The organism is Brachyspira aalborgi (assembly GCF_008016455.1).
GTDB classification, from domain to species: Bacteria; Spirochaetota; Brachyspiria; order Brachyspirales; family Brachyspiraceae; genus Brachyspira; species Brachyspira aalborgi.
The window spans coordinates 2375819-2396551 of the sequence record NZ_SAXU01000001.1; the positions used below are offsets into that span (position 1 = coordinate 2375819).

The window sequence follows — 20733 nt, forward strand, 5'->3', positions numbered from 1 at the left end:
TTAACGGGAGATAAATTCTCATGAACGCAACGCAACGCAACGCAACGCAACGCAACGCAACGCAACGCAACGCAACCTACAACTATATCTTACAATCAATAATTATTTAAAATTTAATTTATCGCTCTTTTTACTTTCGCTATTTATCATTGCAATTTGGGGACTATTCTATGCCTCTATTTAATAAATTATTGCATTCAAAAATAAGAAATAAATTTGGAATAAAAATAAGTCAAACTTTAAAAAATAAATCCGTATCGGCTAAAGAAATAAAATATAAAAAATATATTCCTCTAAAATATGATTGCGAAGAAAAAGAAGAATTTATTTGTCAAATAGAAAATGGAAGAGTTTTTGCCGATTGGGGATTTATTTTTACGGAAGACGGATTTTATATAAAAGATGTTTTGCCGCTAAACATAATCTACAGTCCGCAAGAATTGTTTGGCAGATTTATATTTTATAAATTCAGAAAAAGAAGAAAAATTAAAGGAAACATATTCGTTTTAAAATCGCAATGGCATGTTTATTACGGACATTGGATACATGAAATATTATCTCGGATATTTTTACTTAAAGATTCTAAATTATTTGACGAGATAGATACAATTATTTTAAGTAAACATTGTAAAGCTAAATTTTATTTGAAAGGGCTTAAATTATTCAGTTTGGATAAGAAAAAAATTATATTAGTTGAAGATGAAGAAGAGATAATATGCGACAATTTATATTTTTCGTCATTTCCTGGAATTTCAGTTGCAAATCCTCCAAAATGGGTATGCGATAAATATTTAAATCTAACTAAAGAACTGCTTTCAAAAAATAATTTTCATTTTTACGATAAAATTTATATAAGCCGTAAAAGAGTTAAAACGAGGAATATTTTGAATGAAAACGAACTAATAAATATTTTATCTCCGTTAGGTTATAAAGTAATATATCCAGAAGATTATTCTTTGGAAGAGCAGTTTTGCATATTTAATAAGGCTAAAAAAATTATATCGGTATTGGGAAGTGGACTTACAAATTTAGTTTGCTGCGATAAGGAAACTTCGGTTTTAGGAATAGTATCTTATGCAAGTTATGAAGACTGTCATCGCAATATTTGCAAAACTATAGGAATGAAATATTTTGAATATGTTGAAAATAATCCAGATAATATCGTCTATTTTAATAAAATAATTAAAGACAGAAATAAAAATAATTTTAAAATCGATTTGGATTTATTTAAAGAAAAATTACAAGTTTTTGAAAATTCTTAAGTTAATTAAATTATAAAATAAAGAAAGTTTATCTTATAAATATAATTTAAATATAATTACGCTCAAAGAATTTTATCGGAAGATATTTTAAGAGGAAATAAATATTTTAACAATTTAAAATAATTTCTTATATTGTTTATATTGCAAAAGTTTATTTTTTTGATAAAATTTAAAAATTATAATTTCTATATTATTTCGGATTTTTATTTTATGAATTATTTAATAACAGGTCCTATGTTTGCAGGAAAATCAAAATATTTAATAAAGTCTTTAGATTATTTGCTTATGGAAAAAAGCGATATTAAAATTTTATTTATTTATCCCGCGATGTCTTTCAGAGGATATTTTTGTAGAGATAAAACCGTTATTTTAGACAAAAGAATCGATATTATAATTGAAGAAGATTTAAATAAAAAAGATATTTATAATTATATTTCAAATTATGATATTGTAGGAATTGACGAGTTTTGTTTTTTGAAAGAAACTAATAATTTTATAAGTTTAATAAAAAATTTTAATAATATAGATTTTTATATAGCTTCGCTTGATATGGATTATAAAAGAAATTATTGGGAAAGCGTTACAAATTTAATCGAAGAAGATTTAATCGATATTCATATAAAAGTTTTCGGAAAATGCGATTGCGGAAGAAAAGGAATTTACTCAAAAAGAATAGCAAAAGATATTGACAGAATAGTTATAGGAGATGATATTTATAAATGCGTTTGTAGATATTGTTACGCGGGCGAGGACGAAGTTAAATTAAATCTATAATTTTTCATCTTTCAAAAGATTATTAAATTGGTCTCTAGCGTAAACTATAATTCTGTCGTTATGGAAAACATAACTTTTCGCGCTATTGCTTAATTCGTTAGGAACTATCAATATTCCGTTTTTAGCGTCAACTTCATTAACGAGCATAAAAAAATCTCTAACCATTAACTCTCCTATAGAAGTTTTTCTCCATCGTTTAAATGATATTAAAGTTAACTCTCTCTTACTGCCTTTAATATCGTAAGCTAAAAAATTAAGTTCGTCTTTATTAGTATCGTTAAATTTATCTTCGTATTCTTGCGTTATAATATAAGATAGTTTTGTAGTTATTATATTTTTGCAAAGTTTTTTAAATTCGTTAATATCCAAATCGTATATTTTATCCACTTTTTTTGTAATGTTTATCGAGCTACGAGATTCGTTTGAGTCGACTGCATTTTTCAAATCTTCTAATATTCTTCCGTCTATATTAACCGTTTTTTCTATTTGTATTAAATTTGATATATAAGACAAATCTAAAAAAGATTGCTCCCACATATTAATTGAATTTTCCCAAGTTTCTATATTTTCTTTATCTATATATTTTTCATAATTATCGTTTATATATTTGTTATTGTTTGAATTTTTTAAATTTCTTAAAAGCGATAATTGATAGTTTGCTTTATTAATTTGATACAAATATTTTAATATCGTATTTATATTATAAATATTAAATTTAGTTTCATTAAAAGATTCAATAGTTTCAAAATATTTTATTGAAAGTTCCATTTCTCTTAAAAAATAAGAATAAAAAGAATAATCCAAAATTAAATCGGCATAATTAATATTAACGCCTTTCGATAAATATAAATCGTATAAACTATCGTAAATTCTTTTAAATCTTTCATTATCGCCAAGTTTATAAAGAATAAATAAATATGTTTTATTAATATAAAATCTAAAATCATCGCTTATATTTTTTTCTATTGAAAGTTTTTCTATAAAATATTTTGCAATATTAAGTTTATCTGAAATTATATACATAGATATTAAACTTTTTTCAATATTATAAATTTCGTCTAAATCTCTATTTGAATACTTTAATATTCTTTTATAAAATTCTTCTAAAAACATTATCGATTTATTAAAATCTTTAATATTGAAAAAACAAAAAGCGGCGACTTTAAGACTTTCCAATTCAAATTCATTTTTTGAAAGCAAAGCTTTATTGAAATAATTTGAAGCTACTAAATTATAACCGTTTTCTCCCAATATAGTTCCAATTTTTATAATATAAAAAATATTACCTGGTTCTAATTTAATTATTTTTGAAGAATATATAAAACTTTTTTCTTTTTCGTTTAATTTATCGTATTTATCTTCGAGTCTTTTACATATTTGAAGTTCTTCAAAATCTCTTAAATATCCAACTTCAACAAGTCTTTCGTATATATCTAAAGCGGATTCATAATCTCCCGCTTCATCTTCAAGCAAAGCGAGTTGATGCATAGAATTATAATCTTTAAAATTATCGGTTAAATTTTTCTTTAATTCCTCTATTTTCTTTAAAGTGTTTCTTTTTATTTTTACTTTATTTTTATCTCTGAAAAGTATTTTCATTGCAAGTAAGATAACAAGCAAAAAGCATATAAAAGCTACGGAATAAAGATAGAAATTATACATTGATAATCCTTAAAAGTGTCAATTCTAATTAAAAAATATGTTTTTATTATTTTTATATCTTAAATAATATTATCGGTATTTTTATTTTATATAAACATTTAAAAACATATTAACAAAAAATAATAATAGACATTTATTTATTTTTATAGTAATATAGTATTATAAATTAAAAATAAATTTAGAGCTATTGTTTTTATGAAACTATTAATGGTATCAAGCGAAGCGTTCCCATTTTCAAAAACGGGAGGATTGGGAGATATTGCGGGAAGTTTGCCTATTGCATTCGACTCAATAAAAATTAACTCTTCATTGGCGATTCCTCTTTATAAAGAAAATTATAAATTCGTAAACAAAAAAAACTTATTTGCAAAATTTAAAATAAAACATAATAAAGACGATATTGAAGTTGAAATTATAAAAATTAAACATCCTGAAAATTCTAATATTACGGTTTATTTTATTAAGCAGGATAATTTTTTTAAGAGAAACGGATTATATTCCGAAAACGGAAAAGATTATAAAGACAATGCGAGCAGATTTATTTTATTTTCAAAAGCTATAGTTCAATTACTAATTCATTTATACAAAAAAGAAAAATTTAAATTTGATATAATTCATTTAAACGATTGGCAAACGGCTTTAATATCTCTCTATATAAAAGAAGTTTATAATAATGAAGAAGCTTTAAAAAATCTAAAAGTCGTTTTTACGATTCATAATCTTGCTTATCAAGGAAATTTTTCAGTCGATATATATAATTTGCTTAATATTTCTTGGAAATTTTTTGTTTATAATAGATTGGAATTTTACGGCGATGTTAGTTTTATTAAAGCGGGAATTATTTTATCGGATATAATTACTACGGTAAGTCCGTCATATTCAAAAGAAATTCAAAGCGAAGGATACGGTTTTAGGCTTAATAATTTGCTTTCGGAAAAATCGGAAAAATTATTTGGAATACTAAACGGAGTTAATGATAAATCTTGGAATCCAAAAACGGATAAATATATAAAATATCATTATGAAATAAATTCAAATATAAAATCTGTTGAAGAATGCATAAAAAATAAAAAACTTATAAGAAATTCTTTATATAGAGAGTTTAACTTAAAAAATAATTCTTTTCCTTTAATAACTATGATTTCAAGATTCGACCCGCAAAAAGGATTAGATTTAATATATTCTTCATTTTTTGAACTTTCAACTTATGACGGAAATTTTATTTTCTTATTTAGCAAAGATAATTATTTTAAAAATTTTGAAGAAGATTTTATAAAGAGAGCGAATAGAACTAAAAATATAAAAGTAGTATTTGAATTTGACGAAGCGCTTGCTCATAGATTAACGGCTGGAAGCGATATGTATTTAATGCCGAGCAAATTCGAGCCATGCGGACTCAATCAAATTTATAGCATGAAATACGGCAGTCTTCCAATAGTTCATTCTGTTGGCGGACTTAAAGATACGGTTATAAATTATAGCGGAAATAAATCTGTAAATAAAGCTACGGGATTTGTTTTTAATAATTATTCCGTTAAGGATTTTGTAGATATTATGGATTTGGCTTTTAATTTATATAATAATAAAAAGATTTGGAATAAACTTATTTATAACGCTATGAATAAAGATTATTCGCTTTTGAAAACGGCTTTAGAATATAAAAAATTATATAAAAGATTATTAAAATAAAAATATAAAACAAAAGGAGATAATTATGGCAAAAGACCCAAGTTTCGATATAGTTTCGGAAGTAGATATGCAGGTAATTGACGACTGCGTTAATGTCGCTCTTAAAGAGATAAATAACAGATTTGATTTTAAGGGACAAAATATAACAATAGAATTAAATAAAGGAGAGAAAACTATTACAATAAACGCTCCAGCAGACTTTGTTCTTAATCAAGTTAGAGATATTTTATTTCAAAAATTTATCAAAAGAGGATTAAATCAAAAATGTTTGAGAGAGAAGAAAAAAGAAAAAGCGGCGGGAGATTCGGTTAGAGAGATAAACGAAGTTGTAAGCGGAATAGATAAAGATTTGGCTAAAGTTATAGTGAAAGATATTAAAGAAATGAAATTAAAAGTTCAAGCGAGCATACAAGACGAGCAAGTTAGAGTGTCGGGCGCGAAAAAAGACGATTTACAAGCCGTGATTAATATGATAAAAGAAAAAGATTATCCGATTCCTTTGCAATTTACGAATTATAGATAATTTATAATTAATTTATTTTATTAATTTCAAAATATAAGTTTCCAACATTAACTTTACCTTTGGCATCGTTAATAAAGTTTATATTAAATGTATATGACGATTTATTAATCCATTCGGGCATTACCTTAAAAGTATAATTTGTTTCGCTATTTTTCTTTATGGACTTTGGAAGTATATTTTCTCCGTTTACAATAATAGAACCGTTAGAGTTTATAATAAATATTTTTTCTTTCGTATCGCTATTAATCCAATCGCCCGCATAATAAGATATGTTTCTTTCGTATATTTCGTTTTTTGTTTTATTTTCATTACCGCAACTTATTGTAAATAAAATAAAAAACGATAATAAAGCGAAAAATATTTTTTTAATTTTAAAATTAAATAACAAGGGGGTTGTCCTAAAATCAAAACCCGTATTTGATAAGGACGAAAACGCATACCCCCTCGCTTTATGCCCTGAGGGATGAGCATTTAGAAATTTAGAAAATTGCATAAAAAAATTTAAAATAATTAAAGATAATATTTTGTTTCGTATAGCTAATAATAGTCCTATTAAACGACTGAAATAAACTTTGCAAGATTTTGTTTTGCAATTGAAATAAGTTTTGTAATAATTCTGTTCTGTTCTGTTCTGTTCTGTTCTGTTCTGTTCTGTTCTGTTCTGTTGACGAATTTCACTTGAAAATACATTACTATACATTAAAAAAATCCTTTGCCGAATAGTTGACAATCAATATAGATAAAGTATAACATATTTTTTAAATATGTCAATAGTTTATAAATAAAAAAATTAATAAATTTAAAATTAGGTTAAATCCCGCTTCTCTTTTGAGGGTAGTCTACTCAGCTATGGAATAAAAATTCTGTTACATAGAATAAAAAACAAGGGGATTAACCCCTCGTTTAAAATTTATATTATTAAGAGTAAAATGAAAAACAACAAAATTATTTTTTAATTAGTCTCATTAAATGCATGTTCTTTTTTAATGGAAATATTATCATTATGAGATTTATCCATTTCTTTAATATCGTCTTTTTTTAATTTACCGTTATCTTCTTTTAATCCCTGCTTTTTCATTTTTCTGTAAATATAAATATACATTGAAGAAGCTAAAATAACCGAAACTAAATCTGCTATAGGTTGCGCCCACACAATTCCATTTATGCCAAATAATTTTGTTCCTAATATTATAACGGGTATAAAAGCGATTCCCTGCCTGCTCAATGAAAGAAATAAAGAAGGAATAGCCTTTCCCAAAGCTTGAAAAGTAGACATAAATATAAATTGAAATCCTACAATCGGGGCTACAGAATAACAGGCGATTAAAAATTTAACTCCGTAGTTTATTACCTCTTCGTTATCTATAAATAGTCTAACCGACTGATTTGAAAATATAAAAGATAGAATAAGTAAAATTATTCCCGTTATGACGCTTACCAAACAGGAAAGTTTTATAGAAGCGTTCATTCTCTTATAATTTTTAGAGGCGAAATTATATCCTATAAAAGGCTGTATTCCTTGTCCTAACCCGATAAAAACTAAAATAACGAGCGTAAATAATCTTTGAGCGACTCCGAGTCCAGCTACCACATTATCGCCAAATCCAGCCGCATAATTATTTATAAGAATATTTGAAGCGCTCATTAAAATATTATTTATTGAAACGGGAATTCCTATAGCGAATACATTTTTTAATATATCCGACTGCATAGAAAAATCTTTAAAACTTATCGAAAGAAAAGATTTTTTTCTTAAAATATGCCAAGCGTAATAAATCGTAGAACATGCGTTCCCTATTATCGTGGCAAGCGCAGCTCCAGCGACTCCCATATTCATATAAAGTATCATTATCGGGTCTAAAATTATATTTACAATCGTCCCTATCATCATACCAATCATTGCCTCTTTTGAAGCTCCTTCAGAACGAATTATTTGTCCCATAGCCATTTGACTAACTACGAAAGGCGCTCCAATTCCAACAATTATTAAATAATTTTTTGCAAATTGATAAGTATTTTCGCTCGCTCCCGATATTTTTAATATAAAAGGCATGAATATTAAAAATAAAGCCATACTTATAAATCCGACAATAATACTCGCGTAAAATCCGAAAGCGGAAATTTTCTTTACTTTATCAAATTGTTTAGCTCCCAAATTCCTTGAAATATATGAAGCTCCTCCAATTCCGAAGATATTTCCGAAAGCCATTAAAAGCAAATAAATCGGCATAGTTAGAGAAACTGCGGCTACTTGATTTGGGTCTCCCGTCTGTCCTACAAAAAAAGTATCAACCATATTATAAAATACATTTACAAGCATGCCCAATATAGTTGGCATCGCTAAAGAAATTAAAGATTTATATACGGGATAATTTTCAAATATATCAATTTTTTTATCAGTCATAATTGTATCCTCCAAAAAAATAATTTTTTTAATGTCGATATATTGTATATTATATAATAAAATATAGCAAGCGATATAATATTAGAAATTTTAATTTATTAGTGAATATATTAAATTAATGATGCGAATGTGGATGAAATTTATTATAAACTTCAAATAATCTTGCATTTGTAACATGAGTATATTTTTGAGTTGTAGAAATGCTTTTATGTCCTAATAATTCCTGAACGCCTTTTATTTCGGCATCGTTATTAAGAAGATGGGTTGCAAAAGTATGTCTTAAAGTATGCGGCGAAAAATCTATTGCTAAATGCGAATTTCTCATTAATCTTTTCATTGATACTCTTATACTTCTATCGCTTATAGGTTTTCCGAATCTATTAATAAAAAGATAATCGTTTTTTATTCCGTTTTCTTTAAGTATGGTTTCTCTTATTCTAATATATATGTCCCAATTATCATATATAATCGGAAGCAAAGGAATATCTCTAGACTTTGAACCTTTTCCTCGTATTCTTAATTTTTTTGCGCCTTTTCTTATCATATTTAATTTTATTGAAGCAAGCTCTGACACTCTCAAACCTATCGTATACATAAATAAAGCCATCATTTTATCTCTGACTAATGTAAAATTTTCATTATCTCTTATCGTAAGAACTCTATTCATATCTTTAATTGATAAAAATTTAGCGACATGCTCTTCTTTCTTTGGGTTTCTCATATTAACTATTTTAGTTTTGTCCGAATAACCGTTTCTTAACATATATTTGTAAAATTTTTTAATAGAAGATAAATGCCTCGACATAGTTGTGTTGGTTAATTTTTTATTTTGCAGAAAACTTAAATAATCCCTAACCGAATAATGATTTGCTTCTTCAAATGCAATATTTCTCTTTTCTAAAAATCTTATATATTCTCTCAAATCTTTATTATAGCTATTTATAGTAAATGCGGCATAATTTAAAGTTTGTAAATAATCGCTAAAATCATCAAGCAAAAAATATATATACTCGTAATCCATTTTTGCAGCGTTTGAATTCATAAAAATCCCTTTATTAAATATATAAATTATTATCGAATATTTTATTAATAAATTTATAAAGTATGTTAACTTAAATTATTATTTATTATTATAAAATAGATGGCGTATAGTAAAATTTAATTTGTATTAAATAATTACTTTTTATGCTATGTGTCCATTTTTGCTAAAAGCATGAAAATGTTTATTCTTATCTTTACTGTCATAGCAAACGATAGCGAAACTATACTATTTTAATAAAATTTATTTATTAATGAAACTAAATTTTTAAAATTAATTTTTTTAAGTGTGTATTGTCATGCTTTAGGCTTGCAATTATGGTTTTTAGAAAAAGAAATTCTATAGCATACACAATGGCGTTAAAATCGATTTTTTAACAAATTTAAATTTATTCATAAAAATTTATTCAAAATTTTCTTTATTTGTATTCAAAGAAATAACGAATAATAGATAAATTTGCATTATATTTATTTAAAATTTGCTTTTTTAATTTTCTTTTTAAGATTTTTTGGTTTTGCCAATTTCGATTTATTATGTTTTTTAATATTCGTCTTTTCATTTATCTTTATTTCTTCTTTATAATCTTTATCAATATTCCCAATATTTTTAGAAGAAAAAATATTTTCTATCTCTTTTAATTTTTTATCTTTTTGATTAAAGAAAAATGCAATTTCTTTTTCGGTTAAATCTCTTATATGTCCCGCTTCCAAAGTTCCCGCAGATTCGCTATATTTATTCACGCATCCTACGGAAATTCGCTCCAAATCGATTACTTTATAACCCAAATGTTCGAATATTTTTCTTATCTCTCTATTTTTTCCTTCGTTTATGGTTAATCTTATTTTGCTTTGAATTCTGCCTTTAGATAATATTTTGAATTTAAAAGTCGAATAATTTATATTTTTAATCGTTATTCCTTTGCTTGCTTCAAGTAGTTTTTCGGAATCTATTTTTCCATTAATCGTAACATCGTAAACTTTTAATATTTCGTAAGAAGGATGAGTTATAATATTTGCAAACTCTCCATCGTTGGTTATAATCATAATTCCTCGAGATTCCGAATCCAATCTTCCCGCATAAAATAATCTCTCTTTTATGCCTTTAAAAAATTCCGTAATTATTCTTCTTCCTGGCAAATATTTTGTAGTGCTTACAACTCCGAGAGGTTTATATAAAGCCATATATCTTTTATTTTGTCTTTCTATGATTTTTCTGTCTAATGAAACGGTATCTTTTTCTTTTACTTTATAAGCTGGCTCTAATATTATTTCATTATTTACTCTAACCCTTCCCGACAATATCGCTTTTTCGCATTTTCTTCTGCTGGCAAATCCCGATTCTAATATAACCTTTATGAGTCTAATCTCTTCGTTATTCATATCTATTGAATTCTAAATCTTTTAATTCTCTTAATTTAGGAAGGTCTTCCAATGTGTTTATTCCGAAATGCATTAAAAATTTATCGGTAGTTCCGTAAGTTTGTCTTTTATCCAAATAATCTTTTCTTCCTTTCCAAGCTATAAAACCGTCATCCATTAAAACTCTTAAATGATAACCGCTATCGCTTTGTCTTATATCGTCAATTTCCGCTTTTGTTAATGGTTGTTTATAAGCTATTATTGAAAGAGTTTGAAGCATTGCTTTTGAAATTTTCTTTTTTCTTTTTTTATCGTATATTGCAGATAAAGTCCCAAAAGTTGAAGGAATTATTGTCATCATAACGCTGTCGCCAATTTCAAGTATTTCGATTGCACTTTTAGAGCTTCTATATTTATTATTTATATTTTCTATATGATTTCTTATATCCGAATTTTCGCATTTAAAAAGATTTCTCAATCTGCTTATAGTAACATTTCCTTCGACATATATAATAGCTTCCATTACTTTTTCAAGCTCTTCTTTATCGGAGAGTATGGAGGCGTCTATTTCAAATTTTTCTTTATTTTCTGCATTTTCAGTTTGAATATTGATAAACTCGTTATCAACTTCGTTTTTTTCAATTTCTTCTTTTTGAGTAGTAGAATTGTCAATATTATTCATTTCTTCAATTTTTTCCATTTATTTTTAGAACCCGTTAAAACCTTTTTTTAATTTTTGATTTTTTAATTATAACATAGAATTTAAAATTTTCAACTATTATATTTAATTTTAGGCGAATTATCAAAATTTTATAATATTTATAATCTACAAATTAAAAAATTTAGTTTAATCGCTTGCTTTTTTATATATTACATTTATAATAAAATATATAAATTAATTAGGAAAAATTATGAATAAATTATTTTTCATAAAGTATTATAAAATATTTAATCTATTCTATGATAAATACGCGTTTCCTCATAATTAAAAATTAATAATCCGTGAGATTATAGAAATCAAAATTCAATTTTAAAACAATAAAAAATAAATATAAATCACAAATTAAGGAGTTTATAACTTTTAATTATGATTGACACTCATGCCCGTAAATATTTTAATAAAATCTTTGTATTTGGAGCTTATGTATTTAATAAAATGCATTTTACTCCGAATATTATAACTTTTATCGCTCTTATAATTGGAATTTTTAGCGCAATATTATTTTATTATAATTATAATATAGTTTCTGTTATTCTTTTATGGATTTCAGGATATTTTGACGCGGTTGACGGAGAGCTTTCAAGACTAACAAATAATTCTTCTTCATTTGGAACTATATTAGATATTGTTTTTGATAGAATTGTAGAAATATCTATAATAATATCGGCGGCTTTAAAATTTGAAAATGCAAGAATTTATTTGATTTTTTTATGTTCTTCAATAATAATATCTATGACTATATTTTTAACCGTAGGAGCTATGAGCGAAAAGAAAGGAGTAAAAAGTTTTTATTATCAAGCGGGACTTATGGAGAGAACGGAAGGCTTTATAATGTTTAGTTTAATGATAATTCTTGAAAAGTATATTAATATTATAACTTTAATTTATTCTATATTAATATCTTTTACGGCTTTACAAAGATTTATAGAAGCAAAAAATATTTTTAAAAATAATTAAATAAAAAATTCATAAATAAAAGGAGATTAAAACAATGAAACATTTAATTATTATAATTTTTTCCGTATTATTAATAGGCTGCGGAAAAAATAATACAAACGATGTTACAAAATTAGAAGGAGCGCCAGCGCCTTTTGACGGTTCTAAAAAACTGCATTTTGCAGTTATTAGACAAGCTCTTGAAGGAGAGTTTTTACAAATGTGGCAGGACGGAGCGCAAAAACAGGCTGATTTAATGGGAATAAAACTTACGGTATTAGGCAAGAATATGGATAATCAAGCTCAAGCCGATTTTGTTTATCAAGCCATAAATATGAAAGTTGACGGCATAATTTTAGACCATGGTTTGCCTGAAACTCTTCAAAAACCAGCGGCGGACGCTGTAGCGGCGGGAATACCCGTTGTAGCTTTTGAAGTCGATGTTAATAACCCAGAAATTAATCAAATAACCCAAGACAATTACGCTCTCGGAAAGGCTTCGTTAGAAGCTATGATTAAAGATTATAATGAGATGGCAAATATAGGATACATTTATTTTGCAGGACAACTTCCGCTTGATAAAAGAGACGAAGCTTTTACCGATTTAAAAAAGCGATTTCCAAATATGAAAGAAGTCGCTCGTTCTGGAACTTTAGAATCTCCATTTGCAGTAAAAAATGCAGAGCAAGTTAAAGCTGTGTTAAAAACGCATCCTCAAATCAACGCTTATTTTGCTCCGTTTGACGAATTTGCAAAAGGCGTGGTATTGGCGCTTGAAGAAGAAGGATTAACCGATAAAATAAAAGTTTATAGCGTAGATATAACCACTCAAGATATAGAATTAATGATTAAAGACGGAAGCCCTTGGGCGGCAACGGCTGCGACAAGTCCAAGATTAATAGGCGCTTTATCCGTTAGAGCTTTGGCTTTAAAAGTAGCGGGAGAACCTATACCTCATGAAATATTTATTACACCAACATTATTTACGCAAGATATGTTAAGAAAAGCGGGAGTTAAAAACATGGAAGAGTTGGAGATAAAATTTCCCGAATTTAATAAAACTACAAATATGACGGCTTCATGGATTCCTATGATTAAATAGAATTTTGTTTTATAATAATAAATTTATTTTTAAGGAAATAAAAATATGTCAAATACAAAAATACCAACAGTAAGATGGGACGGCAAAGATTTATTTATATTAGACCAAACTTTGCTTCCGATAACGGTTAAAGAGATAAAATTAAATACTGTAGAAGAAGCTTATAATTCTATAAAAGAATTAAAAGTTCGAGGAGCGCCAGCTATAGGAGTTGCGGCGGCTTACTCTCTTTTAATAAAGTTAAGAGAAAAAACAAATTTACCGACTAACGAATTTTTTAAAATCGTTAAAGAGAGAGCGGATTATTTTAACTCTTCGAGACCTACGGCGGTAAATTTAAGTTACGCTTTAAATAGAATGGTAAATAAAATTGAATCTCTAAAAACCGATTCTTCTTTGGATTTGTATAATATCCTTGAAAATGAAGCTAAAAATATACATTCTGAAGACGAGAATATTTGCAGAAAAATAGGCGAATACGGAGTTGAGCTTTTGAAAAACGACTTCGGAATACTCACGCATTGCAATGCAGGAAGGCTTGCCGTAAGCGGAATAGGAACGGCTTTAGCTCCAATGTATGTAGCGCAAGAAAAAAATATTAAAATAAGAGTGTATGCCGATGAAACGCGCCCTCTTTTGCAAGGTGCGAGATTAACAAGTTTCGAGTTATTTGAATCGGGAATCGATGTAACTTTAATATGCGATAATATGGCGGCTTTTATAATGTCTAAAGGTTTAATAGATATAGCTATAACGGGCTGCGACAGAGTTGCTGAAAACGGCGATGCGGCTAATAAAATAGGCACTATGGGAGTTGCAATATTATCAAAATATTTTAACATTCCTTTTTATATAGCTTGTCCTTCTACTACTTTTGATTTGAATGCCAAAACAGGCGCGGATATAATTATAGAAGAAAGAGACGCTAAAGAGGTTATAAATTTTGCGGGAGTTCAAACCGCTCCTTCAAATGTGAAAGTGAAAAATCCAGCTTTCGATGTGACGCCAAACGAACTTATAACGGGATTTATAACCGAAAAAGGAATAATAAAGCCTCCTTATAAAGAGAATTTGAAAAAGGCTTTTAATTAATTAAAAAATATTAATATTTTAGGAGAATTTTTTATGGAATATAAACAATTAACTTTAAAAACTATACCCGAATATTTAAAATCAATTTCGGAAATGAAAAAAATATTTAGCAGTTTTGATAATTTAAATGTTAGCGAAATAGGAGACGGAAATTTAAACTTTGTATATAGCATAACTAACGAAAATAACGATAAAGAAACAGTTATATTAAAACAATCCGTTCCTTTTTTAAGATGCGTTGGAGAAAATTATCCTTTAGAAAAAGACAGAATGAAAATTGAAATAAAAGCGCTTAAAGAAGAATATAAAATATGTCCGAATTTAGTTCCTGAAATTTATTACTTTTCTGAAGAGATGTGCGTAGTAATTATGCAAAATTTGAATAGGCATAAAGTTTTAAGAGGAGAGATAATAGAAGGCAAAAAGTTTCCTAAAGCGGCTGAAGATTTAACAGATTTTCTTTCGAGAACTTTATTTTTCACTTCCGATTATTATCTTGATAGCAAGACAAAAAAATCTATGGCTGTAGAATATATTAATCCAGATTTATGCGAACTTACGGAAAATTTTATTTTTACAAATCCTTTTGAAGATTCGGATACAAATGTTTACAATGAAAAATTTAATTTAGAAGAAGTAAATAAATTCCAAAGAGACGAAGAATTAAAAACGGCTGCGGCGGAAATGAAATACGCATTTATGACGAAAGCCGAAGCTTTATTGCATGGAGATTTTCATTTGGGAAGCTTTATGGGAAATGAAAACGAAACTTATATAATCGACCCAGAATTTGCATTTTTTGGACCTATAGGATTCGATGTAGGAAAGGTTATGGCAAATTTCTTTATGGCTTATATTTCTCAAGAATATCATCAAAAAAGATTGGGGACAAATTCAATAGAGTTTAGAAAATGGTTATTTGAAACGGCTAAATATATGCTAACGGGAACTTTAAATAAATTTGAAAAATTATGGAAAAAACATTTGGAAGATACGAATCCTTTATATTGGCAATATCCCGAAGGAAAAAAGCATTCTGAAAAATATATTAAAACGGTTTTAGAGAGAATTTTTAAAGATTCTGTAGGATTTGCAGGATGCGTTTTAATAAGAAGAACATTAGGACTCGCTAAAAATAAAGATATAGCGGGAATAGAAGATTTAAATGAAAGAGCGAGATTAGATTGTATATGCTTAAAAATTGGAAGAGAATTTTTGGTTAATAGAAATAAAATAAATAATATAGAAGAGATAGAAAATATAGTTAGTAAATATTCGCCTATAAAATAAAAAACCGTAAATAAATTATGAATAAAGAAGCCATAGTAAGTTTAAAAAATATAGGAAAATCTTTCGGTTCTACAAGAGCTTTAGAATCAATATCTTTTGATTTTAGCAAAGGCGATATTACGGCTATTGTCGGAGCAAACGGAGCGGGAAAATCTACTTTAATAAAAATAATATGCGGTTATCATACAAAATATGACGGAGAGATATTTATAGAAGGCGAGTTAGTAAAATTTTCAAGCCCGATTGACGCTTATAATAAGGGAATACAAACCGTTCATCAAATTATAAATCAAGGAATTATACAAAATATGACGGTTGCGGAAAATTTGGTATTGAAAGATTTGCTAACTAACAGAAAAAATTTTTTAATAAAGAAAAAGAATTATATTGAAGAAGCCGAAAAAATAGCCGATTTAATGGGAATAGAACATAGCATACTTAATAAAGAAGTTTCTTACACAAGCCAAAGCGAAAGACAACTTATAATAATAGCGAGAGCTTTAAAATCGAATCCTAAACTTCTTATATTAGACGAACCTACCGCCGCAATATCCGAAAAAGAAACCGAAATATTATTTGAAAAATTAAAAGGTTTAAAAGAAAAGAATGTTACTATTTTGTATGTTTCGCATAGACTTCATGAAATAGAAAGAATAGCGGACAAATTAATCGTAATAAGAGACGGAAAAATTTCGGATATAATGGAAAAGCCTATAAAAGTAGGAGAGATAGTAACGGCAATGATAGGCTCTGTTCCTAAAACGATTAAAGCAAAATCTAAAGAGAATATAAATAAAGAACCTTTAATAGAAACAAAAGATTTAGTTTTTATAAAGAACGGTTATCCTCTTAATTTAAAATTATACAAAGGAGAAATTACCGCAATAGCGGGATTAATCGGAGCGGGCAAAAGCGAATTTGGAGAGACATTATTTTCTATTAGAAAACCTATAAGCGGAGAAATATTTATTAACGGCAAAAAATCGGAATATAAAAAAATTAAAGACGCCGTAGATAACGGAATACATTTAATACCCGAAGATAGAAGCAATAATGCAATATTTCCAAATTTCGACATATCGGAAAATATAACGATTCCTTTTCTTAAAATATTCAGTCCTAAACTTATAATGAAAAGAAAATTGGAAGATAAAGCGTCTATAAATATAGCTAAAAAATTATCTTTAAAATACTCTTCAATAAAAGATTCAATGGATAGTTTATCGGGAGGAAATCAGCAGAAAGTTATTGTTGCAAGATGGATTTTTCAAAATTATAATTTAATAATATTAGACGAACCTTTTCAAGGAGTAGATATAGCTTCGAGATTTGATATAGGAAAATATTTAAGAGAGAATATTGAAGATAAAACGGCTTTAATTTTAGTAGCCGATTTGGACGAGGCTATAGAAGTCGCCGACAGAATAATAATTTTTAATTCGGGGAAAATGGTTTTCGAGCAGTATGGAGACAATATAGACAGAGATAAATTATTGCATTATATAAGTTGTGATATAAAAGAATTGTAAATTAATTTTTAAGGAGAAAAAATGAATAAAAAAACTTTAACGCATTTTTCAATAAGATACGGATTTTTAATAATAATGGTTTTATTGTTTATATTTTTTTCGATAACAAGACCCGTATTCCTTACGCCTTCAAATTTATTATCAATACTTCTTGGTTTAACGATATACGCCATACTTGCGCTTGGAGAGACTTTTCCTTTAATTGTAAACGGAATGGATTTGTCTATTGGAGCTATCGCTTCGCTTTCGGTAATGGTTTCGTCATATTGTATGGTAATATTGGAATTAAAAGGATATTATGCAATTATTATATGTTTGCTTATGGGAGCTATGATAGGTTTGATAAACGGATTATTGATTGTTAAATTAAAAATACCCGATTTATTAACCACTTTAGGAATGATGTTTTTAGTTCAAGGTTTGCAACTCATTCCTTCCGCGGGTAGGTCCATAGGAAACGGAATGAGCTTGCCAAATGGAGAGACGGCTAAAGGAGTATTTGACGAAGGATTTAAATTTTTAGGACAGGGTAGATTATTTGATATTATTCCTATTCCCGTAGCGTTTATGTTTATAATAGCGGTAATAGTTTTTATAGTTTTATCTTTAACAAGATACGGAAGAATATTTTACGCTATAGGAGGAAACAGCGAAGCGGCGAGACTTGTAGGAGTAAATATTTATAAATATAGAATACTTGCTTATATAATATCTGGATTTGTAGCTAGTTTTGCTGGTATAGTCCTTGCAGCAAGAGTGGGAAGAGGTGATGTTTCTTCAGGTGGAACTTTATTAATGGACGCTATAGCTTCCGCTCTTATTGGTTATGCCGTTTTGGGAGCGCAAAAACCAAATCCTTTCGGCACTATAGTCGGAGCAATATTTATAGGAATGCTTATAAACGGACTTACAATGCTTAATGTTCCTTATTATACTCAAGATTTTATTAAAGGTTGCGTTTTAGTAACCGCTTTAGCTTTTACCTTTGGGCTTTCAAAAAGAAAATCATAATATAATTAAAGGAAATTATTATTTAAAAATTTTCATTAGTGATTGTAAATAATTCACCGTTTGGCGATACTATATAAGCTTCTTTATATTTAAAATTTTCATTTGTAAAAAAATTCGTTCCCATTAAAAATGCAATAGTCGATAATGCATCGGCTTCTTCAGAATTTGTATGAACTATCGTAGCCGAAATTGAATTATATGCAGGATAGCCCGTTTTAGCGTCTATTAAATGATGGTAATTTGTTCCGTTTTCAGTAAAATATCTTTCATAATCTCCGCTCGTTAATATCGCCGAATTCGTTGATTTTATTAAAGCCAAAAAACCGTTGGCATCGTTTCTCGGATTTCTTATCGCTATTATCCAATCCGAACCTTTTTTATTTACTCCGTTTGCATAAGTGTCTCCGCCATAATCGATTAAATAATTTTTTATATTTTGTTTTTCAAAAATTTCAATTAATTTTGTTATAATATATCCTTTTCCGTAAGCGCCAAAATCGAAAGTTAATTTTTTTTCAAGCTTTAATAATATTTTATTCTCATTGGTTATTATATTTAATTTTGAATAATCGACATTTTTTAAAGCTTTATCAATTTCAAATTGTTTAGGGACAGTTTGATTTTCTTTTATTCCAAATCCCCAAAGTTCTATTAAAGGACGAACTGTTATATCAAAAGAAGAATTAATTTTAGAATATTTTAATCCCGTTTCAAAAATATGAGCGATTTCTTTCGATATTTCAATCTCTTTAATTCCCTGCAAACTTTTTTTATTTATTATTGCAATTTCGCTTTTTTGATTATAAGGATTTATTATATTGTCCATTCTGTTAATTTCATTTGTTATAGAATTTATAATTTGATTAAATTTTTTTTCTGTAGTATCCGCCGTTATATTTAATATCGTGTCGCTTATTATTATAGTTTTTTTTATATAATCTTCTTTGTTTTTATATAAAGAAAAAATTATAATTAAAGCTACGGCGATAATTGGAATAAACGAATAAATTTTTTTTCTCATAAATAATTTTACCTTTTTTATTTTTAATATTATCATATATTTTCAAAATTAAAATATATAAAAATTGATAATTAAAAAGTAAAAATGATTTACATTCATTAAAAAATATTTTTCTTAACGGCTAAAAATGTATTAAATGTATTATAATTATTATTAATTTTTCTAAAATAGGTAAAAATATAGTAAATTTTTTGTAAAAATACTTGACAAAATTAATTTTAATTCCTATAATGTAAGTAGATAGAATAAATAATTAAACATAGTCAGAAATGACGAGGAGAATGCAAATGCAAAAATTTAAATTAGTATCAAAAAAAATGATATGCGTTTTAGTAGTTCTAACGGTTATAACTTCGGCTTCATTATTTGCCGATTGGTATATTCCGTTAGACCAAGTGCCAGCTGTCGTTCTTAATACGGCAAGACAAACCTATCCGCAAGCTCAAGTATGGGCTGTAAAGATGGAATACTATAATGTCTATGAAGTAAAAATGTCTAATATGATGGAGCTTTATATAGATGTTAATGGTAATCTTTTAGGACAAGATTTTGACGATTAATTTTAGAGGAGATGATTAAAATGAAAAGATTAATTTGTGTTTTGGCGATTCTAACGGTTATAACTTCGGCTTCATTGTTTGCCGATTGGTATATACCTTTAGACCAAGTGCCAGCGGCTGTAAAGGCTACCGCTAAAAAGACTTGTCCAGAAGCGGAAGTATGGATGGTTGAAATGGAAGCCTATAATGTCTATGAAGTAAAAATGAGCAATTTCATGGAACTTTATATTGATATTAACGGTAATCTATTATATCAAAAATGGGACGATTAATTTTTTATTAAGGAGGTGATTAAAATGAAAAGATTAATTTGTGTTTTGGCGATTCTAACGGTTATCGGCTCGGCTTCATTGTTTGCCGATTGGTATATACCTTTAGACCAAGTGCCAGCCGCGGTAATAGCTACGGCTAAAAGAACCTATCCGCAAGCTGAAATATGGATGGTTGAAATGGAACACTATAATGTCTATGAAGTAAAAATGAGTAATTTCATGGAACTTTATATTGATATTAACGGTAATCTATTATATCAAAAATGGGACGATTAATTTTTTATTAAGGAGGTGATTAAAATGAAAAGATTAATTTGTGTTTTGGCGATTCTAACGGTTATAACTTCGGCTTCATTGTTTGCCGATTGGTATATACCTTTAGACCAAGTGCCAGCCGCGGTAATAGCTACGGCTAAAAGAACCTATCCGCAAGCTGAAATATGGATGGTTGAAATGGAACACTATAATGTCTATGAAGTAAAAATGAG

Annotated in this window: 22 protein-coding genes; 14 read left to right on the plus strand and 8 right to left on the minus strand. The window is 27.4% G+C overall.

Annotated features, from left to right (window positions below; genetic code table 11):
• The first annotated feature begins 170 nt into the window (after positions 1-170).
• Both EPJ79_RS10840 and EPJ79_RS10845 read left to right on the plus strand, forming a co-directional pair.
• Positions 171-1262: a glycosyltransferase family 61 protein gene (locus EPJ79_RS10840; protein WP_147739498.1), complete on the plus strand. Its 1092-nt coding sequence runs from the start codon at positions 171-173 to the stop codon at positions 1260-1262.
• A gap of 210 nt (positions 1263-1472) precedes the next feature.
• The gene (locus EPJ79_RS10845) at positions 1473-2036 is read left to right on the plus strand and encodes a thymidine kinase (RefSeq protein WP_147739499.1); all 564 of its coding nucleotides are present in this window, start codon (positions 1473-1475) and stop codon (positions 2034-2036) included.
• On the opposite strand, the gene EPJ79_RS10850 is transcribed toward EPJ79_RS10845, so the two are convergent.
• Positions 2031-3698: a tetratricopeptide repeat protein gene (locus EPJ79_RS10850; RefSeq protein ID WP_147739500.1), complete on the minus strand. Its 1668-nt coding sequence runs from the start codon at positions 3696-3698 to the stop codon at positions 2031-2033. The genes EPJ79_RS10845 and EPJ79_RS10850 overlap by 6 nt on opposite strands.
• A gap of 195 nt (positions 3699-3893) precedes the next feature.
• Between EPJ79_RS10850 and EPJ79_RS10855 the strand changes: the two genes are divergently transcribed.
• Both EPJ79_RS10855 and EPJ79_RS10860 read left to right on the plus strand, forming a co-directional pair.
• The gene (locus EPJ79_RS10855) at positions 3894-5387 is read left to right on the plus strand and encodes a glycogen synthase (protein ID WP_147739501.1); all 1494 of its coding nucleotides are present in this window, start codon (positions 3894-3896) and stop codon (positions 5385-5387) included.
• Between the two features lie 25 nt (positions 5388-5412).
• Complete coding sequence (locus EPJ79_RS10860; protein WP_147527559.1) at positions 5413-5910, plus strand: YajQ family cyclic di-GMP-binding protein; 498 nt, start codon at positions 5413-5415, stop codon at positions 5908-5910.
• Positions 5911-5917: 7 nt separating this feature from the next.
• Here the strand turns inward: EPJ79_RS10860 and EPJ79_RS10865 are convergent, their stop codons facing one another.
• The 6 genes from EPJ79_RS10865 to scpB all read right to left on the minus strand — a co-directional run bounded on the left by EPJ79_RS10865 (position 5918) and on the right by scpB (position 11411).
• Complete coding sequence (locus tag EPJ79_RS10865; protein WP_158634371.1) at positions 5918-6298, minus strand: hypothetical protein; 381 nt, start codon at positions 6296-6298, stop codon at positions 5918-5920.
• A gap of 164 nt (positions 6299-6462) precedes the next feature.
• Positions 6463-6600 (minus strand): hypothetical protein, encoded by a 138-nt coding sequence (locus tag EPJ79_RS11600; protein WP_158634372.1) that lies wholly within the window; start codon positions 6598-6600, stop codon positions 6463-6465.
• Between the two features lie 262 nt (positions 6601-6862).
• Positions 6863-8314 carry an MATE family efflux transporter gene (locus EPJ79_RS10870; RefSeq protein ID WP_147739503.1) on the minus strand — a complete coding sequence of 484 codons (1452 nt, stop codon included), beginning with the start codon at positions 8312-8314 and terminating at the stop codon, positions 6863-6865.
• 115 nt (positions 8315-8429) lie between these two features.
• Positions 8430-9356, minus strand: coding sequence for a tyrosine-type recombinase/integrase (locus EPJ79_RS10875; RefSeq protein WP_147739504.1), 927 nt, complete (start codon positions 9354-9356; stop codon positions 8430-8432).
• A 464-nt stretch (positions 9357-9820) separates the two neighbouring features.
• Positions 9821-10732, minus strand: coding sequence for a pseudouridine synthase (locus EPJ79_RS10880; protein ID WP_147739505.1), 912 nt, complete (start codon positions 10730-10732; stop codon positions 9821-9823).
• Entirely contained in the window at positions 10725-11411 is a 687-nt protein-coding gene (gene scpB / locus EPJ79_RS10885) for an SMC-Scp complex subunit ScpB (RefSeq protein ID WP_244289105.1), read from the minus strand. The genes EPJ79_RS10880 and scpB overlap by 8 nt, the downstream gene beginning before the upstream one ends.
• Before the next feature lie 387 nt (positions 11412-11798).
• Between scpB and EPJ79_RS10890 the strand changes: the two genes are divergently transcribed.
• The 6 genes from EPJ79_RS10890 to EPJ79_RS10915 are packed head-to-tail and all read left to right on the plus strand — an operon-like array spanning position 11799 to position 18392.
• The gene (locus tag EPJ79_RS10890; RefSeq protein ID WP_147737623.1) at positions 11799-12389 is read left to right on the plus strand and encodes a CDP-alcohol phosphatidyltransferase family protein; all 591 of its coding nucleotides are present in this window, start codon (positions 11799-11801) and stop codon (positions 12387-12389) included.
• A gap of 34 nt (positions 12390-12423) precedes the next feature.
• The gene (locus EPJ79_RS10895) at positions 12424-13470 is read left to right on the plus strand and encodes a sugar ABC transporter substrate-binding protein (RefSeq protein ID WP_147739506.1); all 1047 of its coding nucleotides are present in this window, start codon (positions 12424-12426) and stop codon (positions 13468-13470) included.
• Positions 13471-13515: 45 nt separating this feature from the next.
• On the plus strand, positions 13516-14562 hold the full coding sequence (gene mtnA, locus EPJ79_RS10900; RefSeq protein ID WP_147739507.1) for an S-methyl-5-thioribose-1-phosphate isomerase: 1047 nt from the start codon (positions 13516-13518) through the stop codon (positions 14560-14562).
• Between the two features lie 33 nt (positions 14563-14595).
• Complete coding sequence (gene mtnK, locus EPJ79_RS10905; RefSeq protein WP_147739508.1) at positions 14596-15852, plus strand: S-methyl-5-thioribose kinase; 1257 nt, start codon at positions 14596-14598, stop codon at positions 15850-15852.
• Positions 15853-15869: 17 nt separating this feature from the next.
• Positions 15870-17381: a sugar ABC transporter ATP-binding protein gene (locus EPJ79_RS10910; protein WP_242003239.1), complete on the plus strand. Its 1512-nt coding sequence runs from the start codon at positions 15870-15872 to the stop codon at positions 17379-17381.
• Positions 17382-17402: 21 nt separating this feature from the next.
• The gene (locus EPJ79_RS10915; protein ID WP_147739510.1) at positions 17403-18392 is read left to right on the plus strand and encodes an ABC transporter permease; all 990 of its coding nucleotides are present in this window, start codon (positions 17403-17405) and stop codon (positions 18390-18392) included.
• Positions 18393-18414: 22 nt separating this feature from the next.
• On the opposite strand, the gene EPJ79_RS10920 is transcribed toward EPJ79_RS10915, so the two are convergent.
• The gene (locus EPJ79_RS10920; RefSeq protein ID WP_147739511.1) at positions 18415-19413 is read right to left on the minus strand and encodes an FAD:protein FMN transferase; all 999 of its coding nucleotides are present in this window, start codon (positions 19411-19413) and stop codon (positions 18415-18417) included.
• A gap of 287 nt (positions 19414-19700) precedes the next feature.
• On the opposite strand from EPJ79_RS10920, the gene EPJ79_RS10925 reads away from it, so the two are divergent.
• From EPJ79_RS10925 to EPJ79_RS10940, 4 genes are all read left to right on the plus strand, one after another.
• On the plus strand, positions 19701-19973 hold the full coding sequence (locus tag EPJ79_RS10925; RefSeq protein WP_147737629.1) for a PepSY-like domain-containing protein: 273 nt from the start codon (positions 19701-19703) through the stop codon (positions 19971-19973).
• Positions 19974-19993: 20 nt separating this feature from the next.
• Positions 19994-20245, plus strand: a complete 252-nt coding sequence (locus tag EPJ79_RS10930; RefSeq protein WP_147739512.1) for a PepSY-like domain-containing protein — start codon at positions 19994-19996, stop codon at positions 20243-20245.
• A gap of 24 nt (positions 20246-20269) precedes the next feature.
• Positions 20270-20521: a PepSY-like domain-containing protein gene (locus EPJ79_RS10935; RefSeq protein ID WP_147547173.1), complete on the plus strand. Its 252-nt coding sequence runs from the start codon at positions 20270-20272 to the stop codon at positions 20519-20521.
• A 24-nt stretch (positions 20522-20545) separates the two neighbouring features.
• On the plus strand, positions 20546-20733 hold a 188-nt coding region (locus EPJ79_RS10940), incomplete at its 3' end, for a hypothetical protein (RefSeq protein WP_147739640.1).